This window comes from Pseudaestuariivita rosea (assembly GCF_017592335.1).
GTDB classification, from domain to species: domain Bacteria; phylum Pseudomonadota; class Alphaproteobacteria; order Rhodobacterales; family Rhodobacteraceae; genus Parasulfitobacter; species Parasulfitobacter rosea.
Genome location: NZ_JACNMP010000039.1, coordinates 1 through 8,464, shown reverse-complemented (window position 1 = coordinate 8,464; position 8,464 = coordinate 1). Strand labels below are relative to the sequence as shown.

The 8,464-nt window shown below is 54.8% G+C and carries 8 protein-coding genes and 1 pseudogene; 5 read left to right on the top strand and 4 right to left on the bottom strand.

Features of this window, described 5'->3' with window-relative positions; translation table 11 throughout:
* Positions 1-92: 92 nt before the first annotated feature.
* The 4 genes from H7848_RS17340 to H7848_RS17325 are packed head-to-tail and all read right to left on the bottom strand — an operon-like array spanning position 93 to position 2,821.
* Positions 93-623, bottom strand: a complete 531-nt coding sequence (locus H7848_RS17340) for an adenine phosphoribosyltransferase (protein ID WP_208354026.1) — start codon at positions 621-623, stop codon at positions 93-95.
* 26 nt (positions 624-649) lie between these two features.
* Positions 650-1,330: a DUF2927 domain-containing protein gene (locus H7848_RS17335; RefSeq protein ID WP_208354024.1), complete on the bottom strand. Its 681-nt coding sequence runs from the start codon at positions 1,328-1,330 to the stop codon at positions 650-652.
* Positions 1,331-2,209 carry an S-methyl-5'-thioadenosine phosphorylase gene (locus H7848_RS17330; protein WP_208354023.1) on the bottom strand — a complete coding sequence of 293 codons (879 nt, stop codon included), beginning with the start codon at positions 2,207-2,209 and terminating at the stop codon, positions 1,331-1,333.
* Between the two features lie 6 nt (positions 2,210-2,215).
* Positions 2,216-2,821, bottom strand: coding sequence for a flavin reductase family protein (locus H7848_RS17325; protein WP_208354022.1), 606 nt, complete (start codon positions 2,819-2,821; stop codon positions 2,216-2,218).
* Positions 2,822-2,896: 75 nt separating this feature from the next.
* On the opposite strand from H7848_RS17325, the gene H7848_RS17320 reads away from it, so the two are divergent.
* The 5 genes and pseudogenes from H7848_RS17320 to H7848_RS17300 all read left to right on the top strand — a co-directional run.
* The gene (locus H7848_RS17320; RefSeq protein WP_208354021.1) at positions 2,897-3,391 is read left to right on the top strand and encodes a GNAT family N-acetyltransferase; all 495 of its coding nucleotides are present in this window, start codon (positions 2,897-2,899) and stop codon (positions 3,389-3,391) included.
* A gap of 59 nt (positions 3,392-3,450) precedes the next feature.
* Complete coding sequence (gene hemA / locus H7848_RS17315; protein ID WP_208354020.1) at positions 3,451-4,674, top strand: 5-aminolevulinate synthase; 1,224 nt, start codon at positions 3,451-3,453, stop codon at positions 4,672-4,674.
* A 116-nt stretch (positions 4,675-4,790) separates the two neighbouring features.
* Positions 4,791-5,978, top strand: a complete 1,188-nt coding sequence (locus tag H7848_RS17310; RefSeq protein WP_208354018.1) for a helix-turn-helix domain-containing protein — start codon at positions 4,791-4,793, stop codon at positions 5,976-5,978.
* Between the two features lie 72 nt (positions 5,979-6,050).
* Positions 6,051-7,196, top strand: coding sequence for a flavodoxin-dependent (E)-4-hydroxy-3-methylbut-2-enyl-diphosphate synthase (gene ispG / locus H7848_RS17305; RefSeq protein WP_208354017.1), 1,146 nt, complete (start codon positions 6,051-6,053; stop codon positions 7,194-7,196).
* Positions 7,197-7,785: 589 nt separating this feature from the next.
* A pseudogene (locus tag H7848_RS17300) lies at positions 7,786-8,464 on the top strand (transposase); the annotation flags it as partial.

Sequence of the window (8,464 nt, the reverse complement as noted above, 5' to 3'; positions counted from 1 at the left end):
GAGCGTGAATGTATTAGGAGGCCCGCTCACAATGCCTGCCAAAAGTTAATCAGACCCTAAGCCCGGGAACGGTGCGTCAAATTATCGATACTTTATTCGCCCTCAAAGGCACAAAGCGCGTGCACGTCCATACCCAGATCCTCTAACAGTTTCCGCCCGCCCAGATCGGGCAGATCAATGATAAAGGCGCAGCCAACGATCTGCGCGCCCAGCCTTTCGATCAGTTTGATCCCGGCCTCGGCCGTGCCGCCCGTGGCCAACAGATCATCCACGACCAGCACCCGTTCGCCTGCCTGCAGTGCGTCATCGTGGATTTCGACGATCGCCTCGCCATATTCCAGCTTGTAATCCTGGCTGATTGTCGTGCCCGGCAGTTTGCCCTTCTTGCGGATCGGCACGAAACCCACGGTCAACTGATGCGCAATCGCACCGCCCAGGATAAAGCCGCGCGCCTCAAGCCCGACGACCTTGTCAATCGGCTGGCCGGCATATGGATGCAGCAGCTGATCAATGGCCATACGAAAGCCGCGGGGATCGGCAAAAAGCGTTGTGACATCGCGAAACATGATCCCTTCGTGCGGGAAGTCGGCGATCGTACGGATGTAGTCCTTGACGGTTTTCATGGGGCGCGGCCTTTGTCTGTTAAACTCTATCGGACGACATTGGGGTAATGGCGCAGCAGAACCATTCGGTCCTGACCATTCAGCGTCGTGATGTCATTCGGGCCGTACTGTGAAAAGATCGACCGGCTATAGTTGGGATTATCAATATCGGTCATTAGCCCAAGCGATTGGATCGTTTCTTCCAGCACAAGCGATTTCATCTGATTTTCGGGAATGGTTGTCGGCAGTATAATTATACTGCGATAAATCCGCAGGCGTCCGTCCCACCAGACATAAAACCCCGCGCCATCAACGATAAAGCCATCCATATCAGGATAACCGCTGTTTGTGACCGGTTGACCACTGCGCATGTCCACCATCCACACATGAACATCGGTATCGGCATTGTCGCGCAGCAATTGCAGTTGAACGCCAGAGTTCACGCCATTGATTTCACGCACCGCATGTCTAAGGGCGGCGCGGGCATCGGCCTGAACGGCATCGGGATAGCCGTCATCAATCTGGGTTATGCTGACCCGCAGGCTGCGCGCCATTCGGGCGGGCCATTTGACCACAGGTTTCTGACAGTCAGCACCGGGCGGGGCCGCGCAGCTGATCAGGTCATAGAACTGAGCATCGGTCAGCCTGCCGGTGCTTTCGATATATTCCTGCGCCCGCACGGTTCCAATGTGTGACAGCATGACAAGGCCAATCAGTATATATCGCATTCAAGCCCCCAGAATGCGACCAGCGACGGCGTCCAGTTTGGCGACCATGTCAGGGTCACGATGTTCTGGTTGCGTCAGAACAGCATATTCAAGTGCGCGGTCACACCCATGGGGGCAGGGGGCGCGATCCGGCCCCAGAAGCGCGGGCAGGCGTTTGACCAAAGCGCGGGCATTATCGGCATTGCCCATGAGCGTCTTGATGATTTCGGTCACGTCAACCTCGCCATGATCGGGATGCCAACTGTCATAATCGGTGATCATTGCAACCGAGGCGTAGCAAATCTCGGCCTCGCGCGCCAATTTTGCCTCGGGCATATTTGTCATGCCGATCACATCGCAGCCCCAACTTTCACGGTACATCCTGGATTCGGCCAGGGTTGAAAACTGCGGGCCCTCCATCGCCAGATATGTACCACCGCGATGCACGGTTACGCCAGCATCCCGCGTGGCGGTTTCGCAGGCATCGCCAAGGCGCGGACAGGTGGGGTGCGCAACACTAACATGGGCTACGAAGCCACTGCCAAAGAACGATTTTTCCCGTGCCATGGTGCGGTCGATGAACTGATCCACGACCACGAAATGCCCCGGCGCCATGTCTTCGCGGAAGGACCCACAGGCCGAGACCGAGATGATATCGGTCACCCCAATCCGCTTGAGCGCATCGATATTCGCACGATAGGGCACGGTGGTCGGTGAATGCACATGCCCGCGACCATGGCGGGGCAGAAACGCCATATCGACCCCATCCAGCACACCGGTCAGGATCTGATCTGACGGCGCGCCCCAGGGCGTATCGACACTGAGCCATTCGGCCTGCTGAAGTTCATCCAGATCATAAACGCCCGATCCGCCGATAATACCGATTTTTGTCTTTTGCATTTTCGTCTATCCCTCTGGCCGGTTCAGGCTGAAAACTTCGGTCACGCGCGTGTAATCCTTGTAACCAAGCCGGGCCAGTGGCTGATACCGTGTCACGTCGAAAATCCCATCTTTCAGGCAATCGTCGCGAATATGTATGCCGACAACTTCGCCAAAGACAACGTAATTCGCCTCGCCCGGCAGTTTGACAATCTGGGTCATCTGGCATTCCAGACTGGCCGGCGCATCGGCCACGCGGGAACAGGCGATCTGTTCACAGGCCGCCCGCGGAACGGTCGCCAGTTCGAATTCATCGGTGTCCTTGTCCCACGGCCCAGACGTCTGGTTCATGACATCGCGCATGGCGTATTCGACCGTATTGACACAAAACACGCCCGTATCCTGAATATTGGCAACTGTGTCTTTGGTATTGTCGCGATCGGGCTTGGCCGAGGTCGATGCAAACATGATCTGGGGCGGCACATAGGCGACGGCGTTAAAAAACGAATAGGGCGCCAGATTTTCGGACCCGTCACTGCCCCGCGTCGAAATCCAGGCGATCGGGCGGGGTGAGACAATGGCGTTGAACGGGCTGTGGGGCAGGCCGTGTCCGTCTTGTGGTCGATAGAACATTGATACTCCTGATCAGGTTTGCCCAAGGCGTACCTGCGTGTTACTGGCGTTTCCAGCCAAAAAAGAGGGGCGGGGGTGTTTCAGCTGCATCCGGAAAAACAGGACGACTGGTGGGAGGTCGAGGCACTTTACGATCTGTGCTTTGCGCCTGGCCGTACCGCGTTGTCATCCTACAGGTTGCGCGATGGCGTTGATCCGATCACGGATCTGTCACTGGTGGCGCGGGACGGGGACGGCATCTTGGCGGGGGCCATTCGTGTCTGGCCAGTTATGGTTGCCGGGCAGCTTGCGCTTTTGACAGGGCCGATTGCGGTACACCCCACCCGACAGGGCGAAGGGCTGGGCGGGCTGCTGATCCGTGAAACCATCGACCGTGCGCGCCGCACAGGCTGGCACCGCATGCTATTGGTGGGTGATCATCCTTACTACGGTCGTTTTGGATTTACCAAACTGCACGACGTGGTGATGCCAGCGCCCACAAACCCAGATCGTGTTCTGGGCCTGGACCTGATTAAGAACGCGTGGGTCGGCATCGCTGGACCGGTTGAAAAAGCGGGCGGCAATTTGTAACACCGCGAAATCGCGATGATCGGACTATATGCAGCGACGAAAGAGTTGGAGAAAAGACGTTGGACTACACCACCCATCTGGACCACGCCCTGAACACGCTGCATGACGAAGGCCGCTATCGTACGTTTATCGACATCGAACGCCGTCAGGGCCAGTTTCCCCATGCAATCTGGCGTCATCCAAATGGGGAAGAACGCCCCATAACAGTCTGGTGTGGCAATGATTATCTGGGTATGGGCCAAAACCCCGAAGTTCTGGCGGCCATGCATGAAGCCCTTGATGCGACCGGCGCCGGGTCGGGTGGCACGCGCAATATCAGCGGCACGACTGTTTATCACAAACGGCTTGAAGCTGAACTGGCCGATCTGCACGGGAAAGAGGCCGCTTTGATGTTCACCTCTGCCTATGTTGCAAATGACGCGACCTTGTCGACGCTGCCCAAGCTGTTTCCCGGCCTTGTGATCCTAAGCGACGAACTGAACCACGCCAGCATGATCGAGGGCATTCGGCGCAACGGCGGGGCCAAGCGCGTTTTCCGGCATAACGACACGGACCATCTGCGGCAGCTGCTTAGCGAGTTGCCCTCTGATGCACCAAAACTGATCGCCTTTGAGTCCGTCTATTCCATGGACGGCGATTTTGGTCCGATTGAAGCGATCTGCGATCTGGCAGATGAATTCGGCGCCCTGACCTATATCGATGAAGTGCACGCCGTTGGCATGTATGGCCCGCGCGGGGCAGGGGTTGCCGAACGGGACCGTCTGATGCATCGCGTCGATATCATCAACGGCACGCTGGCCAAGGCCTATGGCGTGATGGGCGGGTATATCGCAACCAGCGCGAAAATGGCCGATGCGATCCGGTCTTATGCGCCGGGCTTCATCTTTACGACATCGTTGCCACCCGCCATCGCCGCCGGTGCTGCCAAATCGGTCGAGGTGCTGAAGCGCAGCTCGCAATTGCGTGAGGCACATCAGACGCAGGCCAAGACGCTAAAGATGCGATTGAAAGGTCTGGGGCTGCCTTTGATCGATCATGGCAGTCATATCGTTCCGGTTCATGTGGGCAATCCCGTGAAGTGTAAGATGCTGTCAGATCGGTTGCTGGAAGATCATGGCATTTACGTTCAGCCGATCAATTTTCCGACCGTGCCCCGCGGCACCGAAAGGCTGCGTTTTACCCCATCGCCTGTTCACGGTCCGGACGAAATTAACCAACTTATCAGCGCATTAGACGCACTTTGGTCACAATGTGCGCTAAATCGTGCTGAATTAACGGGTTGATAACGCTCTTTGGATGCGCGGCTTTCTGGTGTATGTTAGCGATATGTAAACGGGGATGGCATACGGCGAATCATAGAAAAGGGCTTGTCGTATCGTAAACAAACGGGGCAGATTGTATGATCGGGCGAAAAACACCGCCCCTTGTTCAAGAAGATGAGTGCGTTAGGCCAAAAGGTTTTGACGATTACAAACTTCGACTTGGCGATGTTATGCGAGGGGAACGCGCAACGCTTGGAAAATCGCTGCTGGATGTCCAGCGCGAATTGAAAATCAAAGCCGTCTATATCGACGCCATCGAAAACGCCGATCCTGAATCCTTTGAAAGCCAGGGATTTATTGCCGGATATGTCCGGTCTTATGCGCGATATCTCGATCTTGATCCGGAATGGGCCTTTGAATCGTTCTGCGAAGAAAGCGGCTTCAAGTCGGCCCACGGTATTGAGGTTGCATCGTCACGCAAGTCAGATGGCAACAGCATCATCGCTGGCCCTGCACTTGATCCATTCGATGATCCCAACTCGGTTTTCGCACCGACAGGCGACGGTTTTCTGTCAAGAATTGAAACCGGGGCCATAGGGTCGACCTTTGTTCTTCTCGCACTTGTCGGCGGTATTGGTTACGGCGCATGGTCAATCTTGCAGCAGGTTCAGAAAGTGCAGTTTGCGCCAGTCGAACAAACACCAGAAGTTTTAAGCAGCGTCGACACCATCGGGTCATCTGCAGGGGCAGGACTGACGGACACAGAACTGACTGGTATTGTACAACCATCATCAGACGCGCTGGATCGTCTGTACCGTCCGCAAGCGCTTGATACCCCTGTTTTGATACCCCGTGATGCTCCGATTGCCAGCATTGATCCAGCCTCGGTCGGTGCTTTTTCACAAAGCCAAACAGCGGGCGACGCCAATATACCCCTGCTGGACCGCCTGCCTGAACCTACGCCCATTCAGGTCGTCGACACAGCCGTCCCCGATGTTGTCCTTTTCGCAGTTGAAGACAGTTGGGTGCGTGTTCGCGCCGCCAATGGAAGCGTTATATTCGAGAAAACGCTGAACCGTGGTGAAGAATACGTAGTGCCTACAATGGAAACGCCACCAACCCTTCGCGCCGGAAATTCGGGGGCACTGTACTTTAAAATTAACGGTCAACCATATGGTCCCGCAGGTCGTGGATCGTCGACTGTTAGGGATGTCGTTTTATCGCCCGAGAGCCTTATGAACGACTATCAGCCTGCGGATCCCGTCAAGGATCAAGTACTTTTTAGTCTAATTAATGTCGCCGAGGCAAACCCAACCACCGAATAAACTGTCGCACTCAGTTGTCCCTTGGTTGAAATATGTCTATCTCATCATCAGGCTAAGCTGAGAGTAGGGCAAATGTCACTGAACCATATTCGACCGTGGCGTAATATTTATCGTCGTAAATCCAGACAAATTCATGTTGGAAATGTTGCGATTGGTGGTGATGCCCCGATCTCGGTTCAGACGATGACGAACACCGACACAACAGATGTCCACGCGACTGTTGCACAGGTACAGGCTGCAACAGAGGCGGGCGCCGATATCGTGCGTGTCTCGACGCCGGATCAAGACAGCACGCATGCCTTGAAACAGATCGTCGCTGAAAGTCCGGTGCCGATCGTGGCCGACATTCATTTTCACTATAAACGCGCCATTGAGGCGGCAGAAGCGGGTGCCGCATGTCTTCGCATAAACCCCGGTAACATCGGCGACGAAGCCCGTGTGAAAGAGGTTATCAAAGCGGCCAAGGATCATGGATGTTCAATCCGCATCGGTGTCAATGCCGGCAGCCTGGAAAAGCATCTTCTTGAAAAATATGGTGAACCTTGCCCTGATGCGATGGTCGAAAGCGGGTTAGATCATATCAAAATCCTGCAAGACAATGACTTCCATGAATTCAAGATCAGTGTAAAAGCGTCCGATGTCTTTTTGGCCGCTGCGGCTTATCAAGGGATCGCTGAGGCAACAGATGCTCCAATTCATTTGGGTATCACCGAAGCCGGCGGTCTGGTCAGCGGTACCATCAAGTCGGCGATCGGTCTGGGCAACTTGCTTTGGATGGGCATTGGCGACACCATCCGCGTCAGCCTGTCAGCCGATCCAATTGAAGAGGTCAAGGTTGGTTATGAAATCCTCAAGTCGTTGGGATTGCGGCATCGCGGGGTGAATATCATCAGTTGTCCAAGCTGTGCCAGGCAAGGCTTTGATGTCATCAAGACCGTCGCCGAACTCGAAAAACGCCTTGAGCACATAAAAACTCCCATGAGCCTGAGTATCATAGGATGCGTCGTGAACGGCCCGGGCGAAGCTTTGATGACGGACGTCGGTTTTACTGGCGGTGGGGCCGGATCTGGCATGGTCTATCTTGCCGGTAAGCAAAGCCACAAAATGACCAACGATCAAATGATCGAACATATTGTTGAATTGGTTGAAAAAAAGGCTTCTGAGATCCAACGGCAAAGCGCGTCGGACATTGATTTTCCATGTCCTGAAAGGGCTTGAAAGCCACATTGACGCGTTCGTCGTCTCCCGCTCTTCGGCAATGAAGGCTGGATTTTCACTTAGAATGCCAAGGACACCATGTGCGACAGGCTGATCGGCGTGCAAAAGTGTCCCCTCTGACAAATCAGTTCAGATGCTTCTCAAAGGTATTGGGCAGCAGATTGGGGATGTTGGTCGTGGAGACGATTGGAAAGATCAGGCGCGCATTCCAATTGTCGCGTAACACTGTGCGAAAGGTGCTCCGTTCTGGTGATACGGAGTTCAGCTATAACCGGTCTGTCCAGCTGCGTCCCATTATTAACGAGCTCCGACATCCTTTGCCGGAGTTCTCTAATGTCGAGACTGCGGTGTGTTCAAAATCAACAACTTAGTATTTTTAATTTATGAGACTCTGCGTAGAGGACGTTTTCCAGTTCTGCGTTCAAAAGCCGATCTTCAGAATGAGGCGATCGATGTCTTATATGCGGGACAAACAGCCATTTGCCGCGTATGCACCAATGATGTCGGATCACCTAATTTCTGAGACTGGACCTTTCCTGTTTTGATGCCGCTCCTTTGATAGCATTTATTGCAGCAAAGGAGACGGATTATGGGACAGAAGCGGGCGGGTGAATTCCGCCAAGATGCGGTGCGCATTGCATTGACGAGCGGGCCGACGCGCAAACAGGTGGCTTCTGATTTGGGCGTTGGCCTGTCGACGCTGAACAAGTGGGTGACGGCGCATCGTGACAGTGATTTTGTGTCTGACAAGGACCTCGACTTTGCGCGTAAGAATGAACGGCTGCGGCGAGAGAACCGTATGCTCAAGGAGGAGAGGGCGATTTTAAATTGAAACCGGATCAGAAAAGGCCTCGGTGGGGCGTTTTCCCGGTGGAAGGCCACCCAGGTCTTCGCGGGCCTAAAGCTATGAGGTTCAGGTTCATCGAAGAACACCGTGACAGTTTTCCGGCCAAGCACTTATGCCACGCTGTCGGTGTCAGCACGCGCGGATTGCGGGCCTTCCGAACCCGCCCGGCCAGTCGCAGAAAGCGGTCTGATATGGTGACGCTTGCACACATCAAAGAACAGTCGCGTCTCAGCCTGGGCAGCTATGGTCGGCCAAGAATGATCGAAGAGCTTAAGGAGATCGGTTTGGATGTGGGCCACCGCCGTGTTGGCAGTTATGTCTGGACGCGGGAGGGTTGGCTGTATTTGGCCGTGCTCTTTGATCTGCATTCCCGACGTGTGATCGGTTGGGCCGTCAGCAATCGCATGAAGCGTGACTTGGC